This is a genomic window from Arenimonas terrae (genome assembly GCF_006265115.1).
In the GTDB taxonomy this organism is placed as follows: Bacteria; Pseudomonadota; Gammaproteobacteria; order Xanthomonadales; family Xanthomonadaceae; genus Arenimonas; species Arenimonas terrae.
Map to the genome: position 1 here is coordinate 198,362 of NZ_SMDR01000003.1, position 16,786 is coordinate 215,147.

Annotated in this window: 12 protein-coding genes; 5 read left to right on the forward strand and 7 right to left on the reverse strand. The window is 70.4% G+C overall.

Annotation, left to right across the window (positions count from 1 at the left end; genetic code table 11):
* Position 1: 1 nt before the first annotated feature.
* The gene (gene acs / locus E1B00_RS12610) at positions 2-1,963 is read right to left on the reverse strand and encodes an acetate--CoA ligase (protein WP_139449317.1); all 1,962 of its coding nucleotides are present in this window, start codon (positions 1,961-1,963) and stop codon (positions 2-4) included.
* Between the two features lie 205 nt (positions 1,964-2,168).
* Here acs and E1B00_RS12615 point away from each other — a divergent pair, with 205 nt between their 5' ends.
* The 3 genes from E1B00_RS12615 (at position 2,169) to E1B00_RS12625 (ending at position 6,236) form a co-directional block, all read left to right on the forward strand.
* Complete coding sequence (locus tag E1B00_RS12615) at positions 2,169-3,503, forward strand: DcaP family trimeric outer membrane transporter (RefSeq protein ID WP_139449319.1); 1,335 nt, start codon at positions 2,169-2,171, stop codon at positions 3,501-3,503.
* Between the two features lie 17 nt (positions 3,504-3,520).
* Positions 3,521-5,200 (forward strand): MFS transporter, encoded by a 1,680-nt coding sequence (locus tag E1B00_RS12620; RefSeq protein WP_139449321.1) that lies wholly within the window; start codon positions 3,521-3,523, stop codon positions 5,198-5,200.
* 115 nt (positions 5,201-5,315) lie between these two features.
* Positions 5,316-6,236 carry an NAD-dependent epimerase/dehydratase family protein gene (locus E1B00_RS12625; RefSeq protein ID WP_139449322.1) on the forward strand — a complete coding sequence of 307 codons (921 nt, stop codon included), beginning with the start codon at positions 5,316-5,318 and terminating at the stop codon, positions 6,234-6,236.
* Between the two features lies 1 nt (position 6,237).
* Here the strand turns inward: E1B00_RS12625 and E1B00_RS12630 are convergent, their stop codons facing one another.
* The 5 genes from E1B00_RS12630 to E1B00_RS12650 all read right to left on the reverse strand — a co-directional run bounded on the left by E1B00_RS12630 (position 6,238) and on the right by E1B00_RS12650 (position 11,908).
* Positions 6,238-7,782, reverse strand: a complete 1,545-nt coding sequence (locus tag E1B00_RS12630; protein WP_139449324.1) for an SDR family NAD(P)-dependent oxidoreductase — start codon at positions 7,780-7,782, stop codon at positions 6,238-6,240.
* A gap of 105 nt (positions 7,783-7,887) precedes the next feature.
* The gene (locus E1B00_RS12635; protein ID WP_139449326.1) at positions 7,888-8,988 is read right to left on the reverse strand and encodes a WD40/YVTN/BNR-like repeat-containing protein; all 1,101 of its coding nucleotides are present in this window, start codon (positions 8,986-8,988) and stop codon (positions 7,888-7,890) included.
* A gap of 1 nt (position 8,989) precedes the next feature.
* The gene (locus tag E1B00_RS12640) at positions 8,990-9,268 is read right to left on the reverse strand and encodes a MoaD/ThiS family protein (protein ID WP_220396286.1); all 279 of its coding nucleotides are present in this window, start codon (positions 9,266-9,268) and stop codon (positions 8,990-8,992) included.
* A 125-nt stretch (positions 9,269-9,393) separates the two neighbouring features.
* Complete coding sequence (locus tag E1B00_RS12645) at positions 9,394-10,575, reverse strand: metallophosphoesterase (protein ID WP_220396287.1); 1,182 nt, start codon at positions 10,573-10,575, stop codon at positions 9,394-9,396.
* A 148-nt stretch (positions 10,576-10,723) separates the two neighbouring features.
* On the reverse strand, positions 10,724-11,908 hold the full coding sequence (locus E1B00_RS12650) for a DesA family fatty acid desaturase (protein WP_139449330.1): 1,185 nt from the start codon (positions 11,906-11,908) through the stop codon (positions 10,724-10,726).
* A 135-nt stretch (positions 11,909-12,043) separates the two neighbouring features.
* Between E1B00_RS12650 and E1B00_RS12655 the strand changes: the two genes are divergently transcribed.
* Positions 12,044-12,463 carry a cupin domain-containing protein gene (locus tag E1B00_RS12655; protein WP_139449332.1) on the forward strand — a complete coding sequence of 140 codons (420 nt, stop codon included), beginning with the start codon at positions 12,044-12,046 and terminating at the stop codon, positions 12,461-12,463.
* On the opposite strand, the gene E1B00_RS12660 is transcribed toward E1B00_RS12655, so the two are convergent.
* Complete coding sequence (locus tag E1B00_RS12660) at positions 12,460-15,837, reverse strand: mechanosensitive ion channel domain-containing protein (RefSeq protein WP_139449334.1); 3,378 nt, start codon at positions 15,835-15,837, stop codon at positions 12,460-12,462. The genes E1B00_RS12655 and E1B00_RS12660 overlap by 4 nt on opposite strands.
* Positions 15,838-15,967: 130 nt before the next feature.
* Between E1B00_RS12660 and mutM the strand changes: the two genes are divergently transcribed.
* The gene (gene mutM, locus E1B00_RS12665) at positions 15,968-16,780 is read left to right on the forward strand and encodes a bifunctional DNA-formamidopyrimidine glycosylase/DNA-(apurinic or apyrimidinic site) lyase (RefSeq protein ID WP_139449336.1); all 813 of its coding nucleotides are present in this window, start codon (positions 15,968-15,970) and stop codon (positions 16,778-16,780) included.
* Positions 16,781-16,786 lie beyond the last annotated feature (6 nt).

Consider the following 16,786-nt stretch of genomic DNA (forward strand, 5'->3'; position numbering starts at 1 on the left):
GTCAGCGGACCTGGCGCTCGCGCACCAGCGAATCCACCACGGCCGGATCGGCCAGGGTCGAAGTGTCGCCCAGGCCGGCGCGGTCGACGCCTTCGGGGCCGGCTTCGGCGATCTTGCGCAGGATGCGCCGCATGATCTTGCCGCTGCGGGTCTTGGGCAGGCCCGGCGCCCACTGCAGCCAGTCCGGTGCGGCGATGGGGCCGATGTCGTGGCGCACATGCGCCACCAGGTCCTTGCGCAGCTGTTCGGTCGGCTCGATGCCGGCCTTGAGGGTGACGTAGGCGTAGATGCCCTGGCCCTTGATGTCGTGCGGCGCGCCGACCACGGCCGCTTCCGCGACCGCGGGGTGGCCGACCAGGGCGCTCTCGACCTCCGCCGTGCCCATGCGGTGGCCGGAGACGTTGATCACGTCGTCCACGCGCCCGGTGATCCAGTAGTAACCGTCGGCGTCGCGGCGGCAGCCGTCGCCGGTGAAATACATGCCCGGGTAGGTGCGGAAATAGGTGTCGATGAAGCGGCCGTGGTCGCCGTAGACCGTGCGCATCTGGCCCGGCCAGGAATCGAGCAGCACGAGATTGCCGTCGGTGGCGCCTTCGAGCCGGCGGCCTTCCGCGTCCACCAGCGCCGGCTGCACGCCGAAGAAGGGCAGCGTGGCCGAACCGGGTTTGGTCGGCACCGCGCCCGGCAGCGGCGAGATCAGGATGCCGCCGGTTTCGGTCTGCCACCAGGTGTCGACGATCGGGCAGCGCTCGTCGCCGACCACCTTGTGGTACCACTCCCAGGCCTCGGGGTTGATCGGCTCGCCGACCGTGCCCAGCAGGCGGATGGAGCGGCGCGAACTGCGTTTCACCGGCGCGTCGCCTTCGCGCATCAGGGCGCGGATGGCGGTGGGCGCGGTGTAGAAGATGGTCACCTGGTGCTTGTCGCAGGCCTCCCAGAAGCGGCCCGGGTCCGGGTAGCTGGGAATGCCCTCGAACATCACCGTCGTGGCGCCGTTGGCCAGCGGCCCGTAGACCACGTAGCTGTGCCCGGTCACCCAGCCGACGTCGGCGGTGCACCAGAACACGTCGTCTTCCTTCAGGTCGAACACGCATTCGTGCGTGTACGAGGCCCAGGTGAGGTAACCGCCGCTGGTGTGCAGCACGCCCTTGGGTTTGCCGGTGCTGCCGGAGGTGTAGAGGATGAACAGCGGGTCCTCGGCATTCATCGGCTTCGCGGCGTGCGTGGCCGGCTGCGGATCCACCACGGCGTCGTACCAGCGGTCGCGCGGCATCTGCATCGGCACACCCGCGCCGGTGTGGCGCACCACCAGCACGGTTTCCACGCTGTGGGTTCCCGGCTTGCGCAGGGCCTCGTCGACGTTGGCCTTGAGCGGGATCTTCTTGCCGCCGCGCAGGCCCTCGTCGGCGGTTATGACCAGCTTGCTGCCGCAGTCGGCGATGCGGTTGGCGATCGAGTCGGGCGAGAAGCCGCCGAACACCACCGAGTGGATGGCGCCGATGCGCGCGCAGGCCAGCATCGCCGCGGCCGCTTCGGGAATCATCGGCAGGTACAGGGTGATGCGGTCGCCCTTGACCACGCCCAGGGCCTCGAGCGCGTTCGCCAGCCGGCAGACCATGGCGTGCAGTTCGCGGTAGCTGATGCGGCGCGCCGGTGTCGCCGGGTCGTCGCCTTCCCAGACGATGGCGGTCTTGTCGCCACGCTCGGCCAGGTGGCGGTCCAGGCAGTTGACGCTGACGTTGAGCTCGCCGTCGGCGTACCAGCGGATGTGGAAGTCCTCGACGTTGAAGCTGGTGTCCTTGACCCGGGTGTAGGGCCGCGACCAGTCCAGGCGCCGGCCGACCTGGCCCCAGAAGGCCTCGGGGTCGCGCAGGGAATCGGCGTACAGGCGCTCGTAGTCGGCGCGCTTGAGCGCGGCGGCGGCCTCGAAGCCGGGCGGCGGGGAAACGATGCGTTCGGACATGGGAACTCCTGCGGCCCGGGGCCGCGCGGTTGCGATGTAGAGATTACTCGCCTGAAAGCCATTCTGGCGGTGCCCGCCGGCCGCCCAATTAGACCATCGTCTATAAGCGTCCCTTCTTCGACCAATGGGTAATGGCCCCACCCCCGCACCCGCCACAGACTCGGCCCGCCATCGTGGCAACGGTCCGAATTCCGGGAGGGGAAGGATGAACCGAAATACCAAGACACGCCGCTCGACGCTGACGCTCGCCCTGCTGCTGGCGACCGCCGCACCGGGCCTGGCCCTGGCGCAGGACGCCAGCCCGCAGGACCTCGAAGCCCGCATCGCCCAGCTCGAACAGATGGTGCAGGGCCTGAAGTCCGAACTCGAAGCCCAGAAGGCGGCGCAGGCCGCTCAGCCCGCACCGGCACCGCTGCCGGCCGGCGCCCAGCCGATCCAGGCGACGACCATCTCGCCGGCCGCCAACGCCGGCACGAAGTTCAGCTACGGCGGTTTCATCAAGCTCGACGCCATGTACACAAACACCGACGGCGGCGAAATCGCCGACGGCAGCCCGGGCCGCCTGTTCTATCTGCCCAGCACCATCCCGGTCGGCGGTGGCGACGAAGGCAGCGACCTGGACATGCACGCGCAGTTCTCGCGCTTCTGGTTCAGCGCCGACACCGAGCTCGACGGCCGCAAGATCAAGGCCTACATCGAGGCCGACATGTTCGGCAACGCCAACGGCAACGAAACCTCGACCAACACCTACGGCGTCACCCTGCGCCACGCCTACGTCAGCTGGGACAAGTGGCTGGCCGGCCAGACCTGGTCGAACTTCCAGGACGTGGCGGCTCTGCCCGATTCAGTGGACTTCGTCGGCCCGACCGAAGGCACGATCTTCGTGCGCCAGGCGCAGATCCGCTACACCAACGGCCCGTGGTCGTTCTCGGTCGAGAACCCGGAGACCCTGGTCAACGCCCACCTGAGCACCGGGCGCATCACCAGCGACGACAACAACGTGCCCGACGTCACCGCGCGCTACCTGCACAAGGCCGCGTGGGGCCACTTCACCGTCGCCGGCCTGGCGCGCCAGCTCAAGTACGAAACGCTGACCTCGGACGAGTCCGAGTCCGCCTTCGCGCTCAGCGTCTCGGGCAAGTGGAACCTCGGCGCCAACGACGACGTCCGCTACATGCTCAGCGGCGGCAGCGGCTTGGGCCGTTACCTGGGCTTCGCGCTCGGTGCCGACGCCATGCAGGCCGCCGACGGTTCGCTCGAGGCGCTCGACGGCTACGGCGGCTTCATCGCCTGGCGCCACGCCTTCACGCCGAAGCTGCGCGGCAGCCTGATGTATTCGGCGGCGCAGTTCGACAACGACCCGCTGCTGACCGGGCTGGCCGTGACCGAGGCCACGCAGTCCATCCACGCCAACCTGATCTATTCGCCGCTGCCCAAGATCGACATCGGCGCCGAGATCATCTTCGGCGAGCGTGAACTCGAGAACGGCCAGAGCGGCGAGCTCGACCGCCTGCACATGCACGTCAAGTACAACTTCTGACCGGGGGCACCAACGCCATGTCCACCACCGCAAACGCAGCAACCGCAACGCACGACGCCAACGGCAAGCCGTTGACCGCCGGCCACAAGAAGGTGATCTTTGCCTCGAGCCTGGGCACCGTCTTCGAGTGGTACGACTTCTACCTGTACGGTTCGCTCGCCGCGATCATCGCCAAGCAGTTTTTCTCGGCGCTCAATCCGACCAGCGGCTTCATCTTCGCCCTGCTCGCCTTCGCCGCTGGTTTTGCCGTGCGTCCGTTCGGCGCCCTGGTGTTCGGCCGGCTCGGCGACATGATCGGCCGCAAGTACACCTTCCTGGTGACCATCGTGATCATGGGCCTGTCGACCTTCCTGGTCGGCATCCTGCCCAGTTATGCCAGCATCGGCATCGCCGCGCCGATCATCCTGATCACGCTGCGGCTGCTGCAGGGCCTGGCCCTGGGCGGCGAATACGGCGGCGCCGCGACCTACGTGGCGGAACACGCGCCGCAGGGCAAGCGCGGCCTGTACACCAGCTTCATCCAGACCACGGCGACATTGGGTCTGTTCATGTCGCTGCTGGTGATCCTGGGCTGCCGCCTGTACCTCGGTCCCGAGGCGTTCGAGGCCTGGGGCTGGCGCATTCCGTTCCTGCTGTCCTTCGTGCTGCTGGGCATCTCGGTGTGGATCCGCCTGCAGCTGTCGGAGTCGCCGCTGTTCCAGGAGATGAAGAACGAGGGCAAGCTCTCGAAGGCGCCGATCACCGAAAGCTTCATGACCAAGAAGAACGGCCGCATCGCCCTGATGGCCCTGCTGGGCGCCACGGCGGGCCAGGCGGTGGTGTGGTACTGCGGCCAGTTCTACGCGCTGTTCTTCCTGACCCAGACGCTGAAGGTGGACCCGACCACGGCGAACCTGCTGATCGCCGCGGCATTGGTGATCGGCACGCCGTTCTTCATCGTGTTCGGCTGGCTGTCGGACAAGATCGGGCGCAAGCCGATCATCATGGCCGGCTGCCTGATCGCCGCGCTGACCTACTTCCCGATCTTCAAGGCGCTCACGCACTACGCCAATCCGGCGATCGAGACCGCGGCGGCGACCAGCCCGGTGACGGTGACGGCGGATCCGGCGACCTGCAGCTTCCAGTTCAACCCGGTCGGCACGACCAAGTTCACCTCGAGCTGCGACATCGCCAAGTCGGCGCTGGCCAAGGGCGGCACGCCCTACCGCAACGTCGAGGCGGCGCCGGGCACGGTGGCCACCATCAGCGTCGGCAATACGGTGGTGTCGTCCTATGAAGCGGCCTCGTTCACGGGCGATGCGGCGGCGACCGAGGCAGCGCGTTTCAACGGCGAGCTCAAGACGGCGCTGACCTCGGCGGGGTATCCGGAAAAGGCGGACCCGGCGCAGATCAACAAGCCGATGGTGCTGTTCCTGCTGACGGTGCTGGTGCTGTACGTGACGATGGTCTACGGCCCGATCGCGGCCTGGCTGGTCGAGCTGTTCCCGACCCGCATCCGCTACACGTCGATGTCGCTGCCCTACCACATCGGCAACGGCTGGTTCGGCGGCTTCCTGCCGACCACGGCCTTCGCGATGGTGGCCCTGACCGGCGACATCTACTACGGCCTGTGGTACCCGATCGTGATCGCGCTGATGACCTTCGTGCTCGGCTCGCTGTTCCTGCGCGAGACCAAGGACGTGGACATCCGCGAATAGCCCTCCCCCCGCCGGGGTCCGCCCCGGCTTTTGACGACGCCGGCACCCGGGTGCCGGCGTCTTTTTTTGCCCGGCCGGAGCGATCCGCTACCCTTGGCGCGTCGAAGGAGCCGCCATGACGTCGCCCGCGCCGCCCGCCCCGAAGGTCCTGGTCACCGGCAGTTCCGGCCGCGTCGGCCGGGCGATCCACATCCGCCTGTCGCCGCGGTTCGCCGTCGCCGGCCTGGACCGCAGCCCGTCCTCGACCGCGGACTGGGTCGGCGACCTCGACACACCGGGGCTGCTGGCGCGCGCGCTCGAAGGTGTCGAAGCCGTCGTGCATACGGCGGCCCTGCATGCGCCGCACGTGCCGCACCTGCCCGAGGCCGAGTTCCAGCGGATCAACGTCGACGGCACCCGCCGCCTGCTCGATGCGGCCGCCGCCGCGGGCGTGAAGCGCATCGTGTTCACCAGCACCACGGCGCTGTACGGCGACGCCGCCACGCCCCCGGGCCGCGCCGGCTGGGTGGACGAAACGCTGGCGCCGGAGCCGCGCACCATCTACCACCGCAGCAAGCTCGCGGCCGAGGCCCTGCTGCGCGAGGCGGCGCTGGGCGGCGGGCCGTCGCTGCGCGTCCTGCGCATGTCGCGCTGTTTTCCCGAACCGGCGAACGTGATGGCGCTGTTCCGGCTGCACCGCGGCGTCGACGCCCGCGATGTCGCCGCCGCGCACGACGCCGCCCTGCGCCATGCCGGGCCAGCCTGCGCGACCTTCGTGATCTCGGGCGCCACGCCCTTCGTCGCCGCGGATTGCCCAGCGCTGTGGGACGACGCGCCGGCCGTGCTGGCGCGGCGCGCGCCGGCCCTGGTCGCCGCCTTCGCGGCGCGCGGCTGGCCGCTGCCGGCGCGCATCGACCGCGTCTACGATTCCGGGGCCGCGCAGCGCGACCTGGGCTGGACGCCGCGCTACGGCCACGAGGAAGTGCTGGCGATGCGAGACGCCGAATCCGGCGAAGTGCTGCCCCCGGACGCCAGCCAGCGCTGGCGCCCCGACTGAATCACCAGTCGGTGGGCCGGTAGTCCTTCAGGAACTGGCCCCAGACGTGGTGGCCGGTGTTGAAGCCGTCGATGATCGGGTCGACGATGCGCGCGGCGCCGTCGACGATGTCCAGCGGCGGATGGAAGCGCTCCTCGCGGGTCTTGCGCTCGGCGATCTCGATCGGGTCCTCGTCGGTCACCCAGCCGGTGTCCACGGCGTTCATGTGGATGCCGTCGCCCTGGTAATCGGCGGCCGAGGTGCGCGTCATCATGTTCAGCGCGGCCTTGGCCATGTTGGTGTGCGGGTGCCGCGTGGTCTTGAAGTTGCGGTAGAACTGCCCCTCCATCGCCGACACGTTGACGATGTGCTTGTCGCGCTCGGGCGTGCGCAGCATCAGCGGCTTCAGGCGCGCATTGATGATGAAGGGCGCGACCGCGTTGACCAGCTGCACTTCCAGCAGTTCCACCGCCGGCACTTCGTGCATCAGCAGGCGCCAGGAATTGCGGCCGCGCAGGTCCACCTGCTGCAGGTCGGCGTCCAGGCGGCCTTCCGGGAACAGGTGCTGCTGGCCCAGCAGCTCCTCGGCCAGCAGGGGCACCTGCGACAGTTCGGCGGCGCGGGTCAGGCCCGGCGCCTCGACCCCGTGCGCCAGCGCGTTGCCGTCCGGCACCAGGTCGTAACCGCGCAGGCCTTCGTAGCTGCCCAGCAGCTTGCGCACGTGCTCGGGCATGTCCGAATGCGCGGCGGTCTCGCCGGCGATCATGTGCGCGTAGAACGCGGGCGGGCGGCGCACGGTCTGGCAGGCGTTGTTGATGATGAAGTCCAGGCGCTCGCGCGTCTGCAGCAGCGTCTGGCAGAAGGCCTCTACGCTGGGCGTGTGGCGCAGGTCCAGGCCGAAGACCTCGAGGCGATGCCCCCATTCGGCGAAGTCCGGCTCCTGCGCATAGCGCGCCGCGGAGTCGCGCGGGAAGCGCGTGGTGACGATCAGTGAGGCGCCGGCGCGCAGCAGTTTCAGGCCGGCCTGGTAGCCGATCTTGACCCGGCCGCCGGTGAGCAGCGCGACGCGGCCGCGCAGGTCGGCGGTTTCGGTGCGCTTGTGGAAGTTGAACTCGGCGCAGGCCGGGCACATCTGGTCGTAGAAGTGGTGGATGCGCGTGTACTTTTCCTTGCACACGTAGCAGTGCTGCTCTTCGATCGTCACCCGCGCCGGATCGTCGGTGATGTCGTCCACCGGCATCTTCGAGGGCGGGAAGTAGTTGGGCGTGGTGAACACCGGCTTGCTGCGCAGCTCGCGGATGCCCGTGGCGCCAAGGATGGCGTCGTCGTGGGCGTTGCGCTGCTTCACCTGGGCGCGCTTCTTCTCGCGGCGCAGCTTGCGGTGCGGGATCGGGTCCGGGTGGTGGAAGCGGTTCACCGCCGCCTTCAGGCGCTTGCGCTCGGGTTCGGGCAGCGCGTCGAAGGCGCTGCGGTCGGCGGCGACGGTTTCGAGCAGTTCGGCGGCGGCGCGCAGGCGGGCCACCAGGTCATCCCCGCCGGTCGGCAGGGGGGAGGGCGTGTCGGTCATGAAGGGCGTTCAGGAAAGCGGGCCGGTGCCGGCCAAGGGGGCGCATTGTCGCAGGACTGGACGCCGCGTGCGCCGACGCCGGGCCCGGTCCGGACCCGGCCTGCCTCAGGCGAAGGTCAGGGCGTGGATGGGCGGCAGCCGCAGGGCCGGCGCCGTCCAGCGTTCGCCCTGGTCGTGGCTGATCCACAGGCCGCCGGTGGTGGAGCCGATGGCGATGCGTTCCCCGGTGGCGTCCACCGCGAGGCCGTGGCGGTAGACCAGATCGTAGGCGGGATCGTGCGGCAGGCCCTGGGACAGCACGTCGAAATGCGCGCCGCGATCGCGCGTGCGCGCCACCACCAGGCGGCCGTCCACCGGCACCCGCCGCTCGTCCTTGATGGCAGGCACGAACCAGGCGGTAGCCGGATCGTGCGGATGCACGCCGACCGCGAAACCGAACACCGAGGGCTTCACCGCCGGCACCTCGTGCCAGCGTCCGCCGCCGTCGTCGCTGCGGAAGACGCCGTTGTGGTGCTGCACCCACAGGGTGTCGGGCGCGGCGCCGCACTGCACCATGCGGTGCGGGTCCTGGATCACCGGGTCGTAGCGGCGGTCTTCCGGCATGTAGTCGGCGAACATGCCGTCGCTGGTGACGCGCCAGCTGGCGCCGTCGTCGTCGCTGCGCCAGACGCCACCGCAGGACACGGCAATGCGGATGCAGCGCGGATCGCGCGGATCCACGCAGACCGAATGGATGCCCGGCGAGTCGTAACCGCCGCCGAACCAACCCGCGCGCGCCGGCTGGTCCCAGAGGCCGCGCATCAGCCGCCAGCTGGCGCCGTGGTCATCCGAACGGAACAGCCCGCCCGGGATCGTGCCGGCCCACAGCCGGCCGGGCTGGTCGGCGCCGCCCGCCTCCAGCGACCAGATCAGTTCGAGCACCGCGGGCTTCGGCGGTTTGCCGTCGCCGACCGCCACCGTGTCGTGTTCGCCGTAGGCCGGCACCGCGAGTTCGGTCCAGGTGCGGCCGCGGTCTTCGGAGCGCTGCAGCTTGGCGCCGAAGTGCCCCAGGTCGAGCGCGGCATACCAGGCGCCGTCGCGCGGATCCGCCAGCGCCAGCGCGACCTTGTCGCCGAGGAAGGCCACGTGTTCGTTTTCCCAGCCGGCGCGGCCGCGCCGCAGCACGAACAGGCCCTTGCGGGTCGAGACCAGCAGCGTGTCGCTCATGTCAGCCTCCGGATAGCGCCTGCATCACGTAGATCTCCGCGTCCGCGCGCAGGGCGAGGGCGAAGTTGGATTTCGGCTGCAGCGCATCGCCATCGACGAACAGCGCGACATGGCGGCGCAGGGCGCCGCGCTCGTCCAGCACGTAGCCGCGCAGGCCGGGATGGATGCGGAAGAGTCCGTCGAGCACGGCGCCGACGCTGTCGCCCGGCACCTGCAGCGCCACCTCGCCGTCACCGGCCGGCGCCGGCGACAGCCAGCGCGCGAGGGCGGATGCGATCACGACCTTGGCCATGGCGGTAAGGGGTCGGGGAACGTGTCCGGACCCTACCCACGCCGGCGGCTGGACACAAGCGCAAGCGGGCCGCCACCGGCGTTTTCTGCTTTTTGTTTACCCGGCCGGCGCGCTCAACGGCCGTCCGCACCCAGCGGCCCCAGGGTCAGGCGGCGGCCATCGGGCGTGCCGCGGCTGAAGCGGCCGTGCTCGCGGAACAGCAGTTCGCCGTAGCGGCCCTTCTTGATGCTGCTGTCGATCGCGATCACGCGGCCCCCGAAGAGGGAGTGCACGATCGGCTGCGAGGTGTGGCCGACCAGCACGTGCCCGACGCCGAGCCGGCGCAGGTCCGCATCGACGCTGGCCTGCTGCAGACCCTCGTCCAGGAAATAGCCCCGATACCAGATCGGCCCATCCGCGCCATGCAGCAAGGTGAGCACGGGATCCTTGGCCAGCGCCGCCTTGTCCAGCCCCAGCGAACGCCGGAAACGGTCGTTCGCCTGCTCCAGGCTCAGGTCGAGCGCAAAATAGGAGGCGTGCACGCCGGCGTGCATGAACAGCATATCGTCCACCTGCAGCAGGGTACGCTTGCTGCGCAGCCAGTCGCCGATCACGGTGTCGGGCCCGTACAGCGCGTCATAGGACTCGCCCAGCAGGGTCGCGGTGCGCCGGTACTTTCCGCTGACGTAGCGCAGGTCCCGGCGCAGCACCAGGGCTTCGTGGTTGCCGAGCAGGAAATGCACGGCGCCGCCGGCCTCGCGCGCCTGCTGTTCCAGCGCATAGAGGTGCCAGAAGGTTTCGGTGACGCGCGGGCCGCGGTCGAACACATCGCCGGTCATCACCAGCTGGCCGTCGCCCCAGGCCCATCGGCCCTGCGCGTCGATCACCCCGTGGGCGCGCAGCAGCCGCACCATCAGGTCGTACTGGCCGTGCACGTCCGACAGCGCCACCAGGCGGGTCGCGCCCCGGATCATCGCCGCGGTTTCGACCGCGGCCGGTGGCCGGATCTGCAGTTCGTGCGGATGGCCGCAGCGGGGCGCAAGGCGCAGCGGCCAGCGCTCGGCGCGAAGGCGCTGGATCTCGACCCTGCCGGCGCAGACCCAGCGCGCCTCGATGCCGCCTTCGACGTAACGCACGTAGGGGCCGTCGTCGACGACGTCGGTGAGGGTGAACTCCTCGTCGTAGACCTGCACCGCCTCCAGGCCGTGCGGGCCCCGCCGCATCGACACCTCGCCCTGCAGCGCGTAGGCCGCAAACCCCAGCGTCGCCAGCAGCACGGCGAACCAGAAACGTTTGGATCGGGTCACTCGGAGCATGGCGGGTCCGTGGGCGGGAACGTCGCGATGCTAGGCGGCGCCTGGCGGGGCCGGCAACGTGCCGTTGGTCAGCGGGGCATCGGCCTGCGGCGGACCCGGACAAAAAAGGCCCGCCGGAGCGGGCCCTTCCGTTGGGAGCGTGGCCCACTCAGGCCCGCGCCGGCACCATCGAATAACCCTTCAGGCGCGCCGAGAACTCCTGCAGCTGGCGGATGCCCGAGGCCTCGGCCTCGGCGCACCAGGCGCGCAGCGCGTCCATCTTGGCCTCGGCTTCGGCGCTCTTGAGCTCGTAGATGCCGAGCAGGCGGGCGCGGAACTCCATCAGGCGCGCGGTGTTCGGGCGCTCGGCGATCCAGGCGCTGAACTTGGCCCGGTTCTCCTCGCTCAGCCACTTGCCTTCGCTGCGGAAGGCGCGGCGCAGGCGACCCGGCAGGTCCTTGGCTTCGGCCTGCAGGTGCGGCTTGAGCACCATCTGGAAGTAGTCGGTGGCGACCTGCCAGCGGTGCGCCATCACCGCGCGCATAGTGTCGGCATCGGGCACCTGGATGTTCGGGCGAACGTCCAGTTCCGGCGCCACGCGCAGCACCTTGGCCAGGCCGAGCGCCTGCAGGCCGCGGATCACGGTCCAGCCGATGTCGAACTCGTACTTGCGCAGCGCGAACTTGGCCGAGCTCGGGAAGGCGTGGTGGTTGTTGTGCAGCTCCTCGCCGCCCACCCAGAACGCCCACGGCGTCAGATTGGTGGCGGTGTCGGCGGTGTCGAAGTTGCGATAGCCCCACCAGTGGCCCAGGCCATTGATGACGCCGGCGGCCCAGAACGGGATCCAGGCCATCTGCAGCGCCCACATCACGATGCCCGGGATGCCGAACAGGGCGAGGTTGATCGCCAGCATCAGGATCGGGCCGAAGGTCGCGCGCGGGGTGTAGAGCTTGCGCTCGATCCAGTCGTCCGGCGAACCCTTGCCGTACTTCTCCAGCATGTCCTTGTCCAGGCGCGCTTCCTGGTACAGCTCGACGCCGCGCCACAGCACCTGGTGGATGCCCTGGAAACGCGGGCTGTGCGGATCTTCTTCGGTTTCGCACTTGGCGTGGTGCTTGCGGTGCACCGCGGTCCACTCCTTGGTGACCATGGCGGTGGTCAGCCAGGCCCAGAAGCGGAAAAAGTGCGTCAGCACCGGGTGGAAATCCACGCCGCGGTGCGCCGCGCTGCGGTGCAGATAGAGCGTGGTGGTCATGATGGTGACCTGGGTCACCACCAGGAAATAGATCGCCATCTGCCAGTAACTGGCCTGCGTGACGCCGCGCGCCAACCAGTCGAACAGGTCGAGGGACATGGGGCAAACTCCGTAAAAAACGGGCGCTTGGCCCGGTGATGGTGGGGATGATGCCCGCCGTCGGCGGACCCGTCACCCTGCGTCAAGGTATGGTGTTCAGCCTCGCACTTATCAAGCGACGCCCGGAGGGACTTCATGAACGCCGATCCTGCCCGCCATCGGGTGATTCATCTTCCTGCCGGCGCCGGCCGCGCCTACGCGCTGGGGCCGATGCGCGCCGTCTTCCTGGCCGACGGCGGCGAAACCGCCGACACCTATTCGATCTCGGAATGGTGGCTCGAGCCGGGCACGCCCGGTCCCGGCCCGCATTCGCACGAAGCCAACGACGACATCTTCTACGTGCTCGAGGGCCGGTTCAGGTTCCAGGCCGGCGATGCGTTCATCGACGCCGGCCCCGGCGACTTCCTGCGCGTGCCGGCCGGCGTGGTGCACGACTTCAGCAATCCCGGCGACGTGCGCGCCGGCCTGCTGAACCTCTACATCCCGGGCGGCTTCGAGCAGGAGATGCCGGGCATCGTCGCCTGGTTCGCCGCGCAGGGAACGCCGGCGGGCTAGCGGCGCGGCTCCGGCGCCGGTTCGCGCGGATCCTGCGGCGGCCGCGGGGCCGGCAGTTCGCGCACGTGCACGTCCAGCTGGGGATAGGCGAAGGCGATGCCGTTCTGGTCGAACAGCTCGACCAGGCGGGCGTTGATCTCGTTGCGCACGGCCAGGCGGTCGCTCATGTTGCCCACGAAAACCCGCAGCTCGAAGTCCAGGGTGCTGGCGCCGAAGGCCAGCAGCCAGCTGCGCGGCGCCCAGTCCTTGAGCACGCGCGGGTTCTCCTCGGCGGCCTGCAGCAGCAGTTTGTGCACCAGGGCCGGGTCGGTGCCGTAGTCCACGCCGACCTTGATCGAGATGCGCGTGGTCTCGTCGGTCAGGGTCCAGTTCACCAGCTGGCCGGTGATGAAGGTCTTGTTCGGGACCACGATCTCCTTGTTGTCGAAATCAAGGATCGTCGTGGCGCGGGTGCGGATGCGGGTGACGGTGCCGTCGAGGTTGTTCACCGTGATCACGTCGCCGACCCGGAACGGCCGCTCGAACAGCAGGATCAGGCCGGAGACGAAGTTGGCGAAGATCTCCTGCAGGCCGAAACCCAGGCCGACGGTGAGCGCCGCCGCCATCCACTGCAGCTGGCCCCAGCGCAGGCCCAGCAGGCCCAGGCCGATCACCACGCCCACCAGAACGATCGCGTAGCGCGACACGCTGGTGATGGCGTAGCGCGAGGCCGCGTCGATGTTCACCTTCGACAGCAGGCCGATCTCGATCAGGCCCGGCAGGTTGCGCGCGGCCACCACCGTCAGCGCCAGCGCCAGCACGCCCAGAAGCACCGCCATCAGGGTGATCGGCACCTGGCTGCTGCCGCCGTCGGCGGCGCTTTCGGTGATGGACCACAGCGCGATCTCGTCGAAGCGTGCGAAGGCCAGCAGCACGTCCGACCACACCCAGGCCAGGCCGACCACCAGCAGGGTCAGCTTGATCGCCCGCAGCAGGCTGCGGCTGTGCGCGTTGACCTTCTCGAGCGTGATCTCCTCCTCCAGCTCCAGCGGCACCGCCTCGCCGCCGTCGCCGGGATCGGCTTCGCCGCTGCGCGCCTGCTTTTCCGCCTCTCGCTTCTGCTCGAGCCGGCGCAGCGCCAGCCGGCGCTCGCCCAGCACGAACCAGCGCGACAGAAGCCCGTGCAGCACCGCCACCGCGGTCACCATGCCGACGCTGGCGAACTGCGCGTTGAGCAGGATGGCCGTGGTGTAGACGTAACCGTCGAGCGCCAGCACCGCGCAGGCAAGCATCATTGCCGGCAGGACGAAACGAAGGACGCGGCGGCGCAGCGAGGGTTCGACGTCGGCGCCGCGGCTGTGCCAGAGCTCGTCGGGCGCCAGCAGCCGCCACAACGCCCAGGCCGAGAAGACCGACGCGGCGACGATCGCCAGCCGCGCCTGCACCGCGATCGCCAGCTCCTGGTTGCGGATGAAGGCCAGCGCGACAACGAAATACAGCGGCAGCAACCCCCACGACAGCCGCGGCAGCCAGCGCCGCAGCGCTTCGCGCCGGGGCTTGGTCCAGCGGAAATGGGCGTGCGCCAGGCCGCGTTCGCGCACCAGCCAGCGCAGGAAGGCCAGGGTGAACATCGGCAGCGCCAGCGCCACGCAGGCGCGGCCCAGCGAATCGCTGTACTTGCCGCTGCTGCCGACGCCCTGCAGCAGCCCGCCCAGCAGCCACAGCGCGACCGCGCCGGGCAGCGCCGCCACCACGGTCCAGGCCAGGCTCTCGAGCGTGCGGCGGTAGCGATCGACGCGCACTTCGCGGATCGCCTGCGCCAGCGAGTCGAGCTTGGGCCGCGCGCGCCGGCGCAGCACCAGCAGCACGGCGACGACGGCGACGGCACCGGCGTAGGACCAGGGCCGCTCCTGCAGCGAGCGCAGCAGCAGCTCGCCGGTGGTGACGAAGCGGGAAGGCTTGAACAGGTCGTACAGGCCGGCGGGCACGGTCGCCAGCCAGTCGGCGCCGACCGGCGCGTGGCTGCGGATCCACAGCAGGTGGCGGTCGAGGGTCTGGCGCAGCTCCAGGTTCGCGTCCAGGCGCGCCTGCAGGGTGCGTTCGGCCTGCTCGTGCGCCGCGACCAGGCGCCAGAGCGTGGGTTCGATCCGCGTCACCAGGTCCAGGCGCTCCTGCAGTGCCGCCTCCAGTTCGCTGGCGCTGGCCTGCGCGGCCGGCGTGCCGTCGTCGTCCTCCTGGCCGGCCTGGTCGCGCAGCGCGCGCACCGCGGCCGGCAGGTCGTCGAGCTGGCGGCGGGTTTCACTGAGTTCGATCAGGCGCAGGCGCAGTTGGGCCAGGGACTGGCGCGCCGTGTCGAGGCGCTCGCGCAGATTGCGCTCCGGCTCCAGCCGGCGCAGCTCCGCCCACAGCCAGATGCCGACCTGTTCGCTGCGGCCGCCCAGCTCCAGGCGGGTGCGGCTGTCGCGCAGGCCGGCGAGGTCGCGGGCCAGGGCCTGTTCCTGGTTGGCCAGGCTGCGGCGCTGTTCGTCCAGGCGCTCGTGCAGGGACAACAGCTCCTGGCCAAAGGCAAGGTTCTGGCGCACGGCGTCGGCGACCGGGTCATCGCGGCCGGCCACGGCCTCGGCGCGTTCGGCCAGGCCTAGGGCCTGGGCCTCGAGTTCGCCGCGGCCGCGTTCGGCGATGCGCTGCTGCAGCACGGCCAGGCGCGGCTCGCGCTGGGCGAGCTGGGTGCGCAGGGCGCGCAGCTCCAGTTCCTGCAGGCGCTGGCGGGTGCCGGCCAGGTCCTGCTGCGCCTGGCGCAGGGCCAGGTCTGCCTGCAGCTGCCGGCGTTCGGCGGCCTGGCGGGCGCGGCGGGCGTCGGTGAGCGCGGCGGGTTCGTCCCTGCCGGGCATGATCGGCGTCGACAGTTCGTCGATGCGGCGCTGCAGATCTGCCAGCTGACTGCCCTCACGGGCCGGCTGGGCGACGGCATCGGCGAGTTCGGCGGTGATCGACTCGATGCGGTCGCGCAGCTGGCCGGTGGCCAGGCGCTCCTGTTCGAGCAGCCGTTCCAGGGTTTCGACGTCGGCCTGGGCCGGCACGCGGGCGCGCCACTGCGCCAGGGCCCGGCGCGGGTCGATGGCGAGCTGGGCCTCGAGTTGGGCGGTGCGGGCGGGCGCGTTGGCGACTTCGGCGTTCAGGGCCTGCAGGCGCTGCTCCAGCGCGGCGGCTTCGCGGTCGGCGGCGCTGGCGGCGTCCAGGGCCTCGTTGGCGGCGGCGCGCTGGGGGTCGGCCAGGGTTTCGAGGCCGGACTTGAGGCTGTCCAGGGGACTGCCGGTGGGACTGGCCGCCACCGGCAGGCCCAGCAGGCCCAGCAGCAGCACGAGGGAGTAGGACCACGGTCGGGAGGCGCGCATCGGCCTAGGCTAGCCCCCGGTGGGCGACAGCGGCAATCAACGGCGGCCCGCGGGTCGGCCCCGATTCATCGGCGTCGAATGCGGACAGCGCCGGTGGCCCCGGGCCGAGGCGCTCGGCGACAATGCCGCCATGCCCGAACTGCCCGAAGTCGAAACCACGCGCCGCGGCCTGGCACCGCATGTCGAGGGCCGGCGCATCACCGGCGTGGTGCTGCGGCGCCCGGACCTGCGCTGGCCGATCCCGCCCGAGGTCGCGCGCGAGCTGCCGGGCCAACGCGTGCTGGGCGTGCGCCGGCGCGCCAAATACCTGCTGCTCGACACCGAGCCCGGCAGCGCCCTGCTGCACCTGGGCATGTCCGGCATGCTGCGCGTGCTGCCGGCGAAGACGCCGGTGGAAACCCACGACCACGTCGACCTGGCGCTGGATTCGGGCCGCGTGCTGCGCTTCACCGACCCGCGCAGGTTCGGCTGCCTGCTCTGGCAGCCGGCGGGAACCACCCATGAACTGCTTGAGCACCTCGGCCCCGAACCGCTGTCGGATGCCTTCGATGGCGACACCCTGTTCGCGCTCAGCCGCGGCCGCAAGGCGCCGGTGAAGACCTTCCTGATGGACCAGGCGGTCGTGGTCGGCGTCGGCAACATTTATGCCGCCGAAAGCCTGTTCCGGGCCGGCATCGCCCCGGGCCGGGCGGCCGGCGCGGTCAGCCGCGAGCGCTATGCGCGACTGGCGGCGGCGGTGAAGCAGATCCTGGCCCACGCCATCACCCGCGGCGGCACCACCCTGCGCGACTTCCTGAGCCCCGACGGCGCGCCCGGCTATTTCGAGCAGGAGCTGTTCGTCTACGGCCGCGAGGGCGAGGCCTGCCGGGTCTGCGGCCGCCGGATCCGCGACGGCCGCATGGGCAACCGCGCCACCGCCTGGTGCCCCGGCTGCCAGCGCTGAGTGCCG

What these genes read in the sequence shown, in the direction of transcription:
- mutM (WP_139449336.1), top strand. Translation starts at nt 15,968, where the DNA reads ATGCCCGAACTGCCCGAAGTCGAAACCACGCGCCGCGGCCTGGCACCG.
- E1B00_RS12660 (WP_139449334.1), bottom strand. Translation starts at nt 15,837, where the DNA reads ATGCGCGCCTCCCGACCGTGGTCCTACTCCCTCGTGCTGCTGCTGGGC.
- E1B00_RS12645 (WP_220396287.1), bottom strand. Translation starts at nt 10,575, where the DNA reads ATGCTCCGAGTGACCCGATCCAAACGTTTCTGGTTCGCCGTGCTGCTG.
- E1B00_RS12630 (WP_139449324.1), bottom strand. Translation starts at nt 7,782, where the DNA reads ATGACCGACACGCCCTCCCCCCTGCCGACCGGCGGGGATGACCTGGTG.
- E1B00_RS12620 (WP_139449321.1), top strand. Translation starts at nt 3,521, where the DNA reads ATGTCCACCACCGCAAACGCAGCAACCGCAACGCACGACGCCAACGGC.
- E1B00_RS12650 (WP_139449330.1), bottom strand. Translation starts at nt 11,908, where the DNA reads ATGTCCCTCGACCTGTTCGACTGGTTGGCGCGCGGCGTCACGCAGGCC.
- E1B00_RS12635 (WP_139449326.1), bottom strand. Translation starts at nt 8,988, where the DNA reads ATGAGCGACACGCTGCTGGTCTCGACCCGCAAGGGCCTGTTCGTGCTG.
- E1B00_RS12615 (WP_139449319.1), top strand. Translation starts at nt 2,169, where the DNA reads ATGAACCGAAATACCAAGACACGCCGCTCGACGCTGACGCTCGCCCTG.
- E1B00_RS12625 (WP_139449322.1), top strand. Translation starts at nt 5,316, where the DNA reads ATGACGTCGCCCGCGCCGCCCGCCCCGAAGGTCCTGGTCACCGGCAGT.
- E1B00_RS12655 (WP_139449332.1), top strand. Translation starts at nt 12,044, where the DNA reads ATGAACGCCGATCCTGCCCGCCATCGGGTGATTCATCTTCCTGCCGGC.
- acs (WP_139449317.1), bottom strand. Translation starts at nt 1,963, where the DNA reads ATGTCCGAACGCATCGTTTCCCCGCCGCCCGGCTTCGAGGCCGCCGCC.